This is a genomic window from Telluria sp. AZSoR62 (assembly GCF_058111565.1).
This window is the reverse complement of record NZ_JBYTST010000207.1, coordinates 1-313: the sequence shown is the minus strand read 5'-3', so window position 1 is coordinate 313 and position 313 is coordinate 1. Positions and strand designations below refer to the sequence as shown.

Genomic DNA, 313 nt, shown 5'->3' with positions numbered 1-313 from the left:
TGGCTTTGCGCTCCGACCAGGATGGCGTTAGCCGCTGACAGGGTGTCGTCGCGGATATAATTCTGGCTGACCCAGGACAGCCGGTCACGGCGCAGCGCCGGGTTGTCGGTGCGGATCAAGGGCTCCAGGCCGGTGTTGCAGGCCCCGCCCAACAGCACCGCGCAGAGGCTGGTGACCAGGTTGTCGGCGCGTGCATTGCGGTCGGAGACATGGGTGAAGGCCTCGGAAAAGCCAGTGCGGGCGGCGATTTCCAAGAGGATTTCCGGCAGATCGACACGCGGCATCAGGTCAGACACGGCCGCCCGCAGTTGCA

Annotated in this window: 1 protein-coding gene; it reads right to left on the bottom strand. The window is 65.5% G+C overall.

The features are described 5' to 3' along the window. Nucleotides 1-313: Tn3 family transposase (locus AC3XQU_RS23540; protein ID WP_489876562.1), on the bottom strand; the 313-nt coding region annotated here is incomplete at both ends.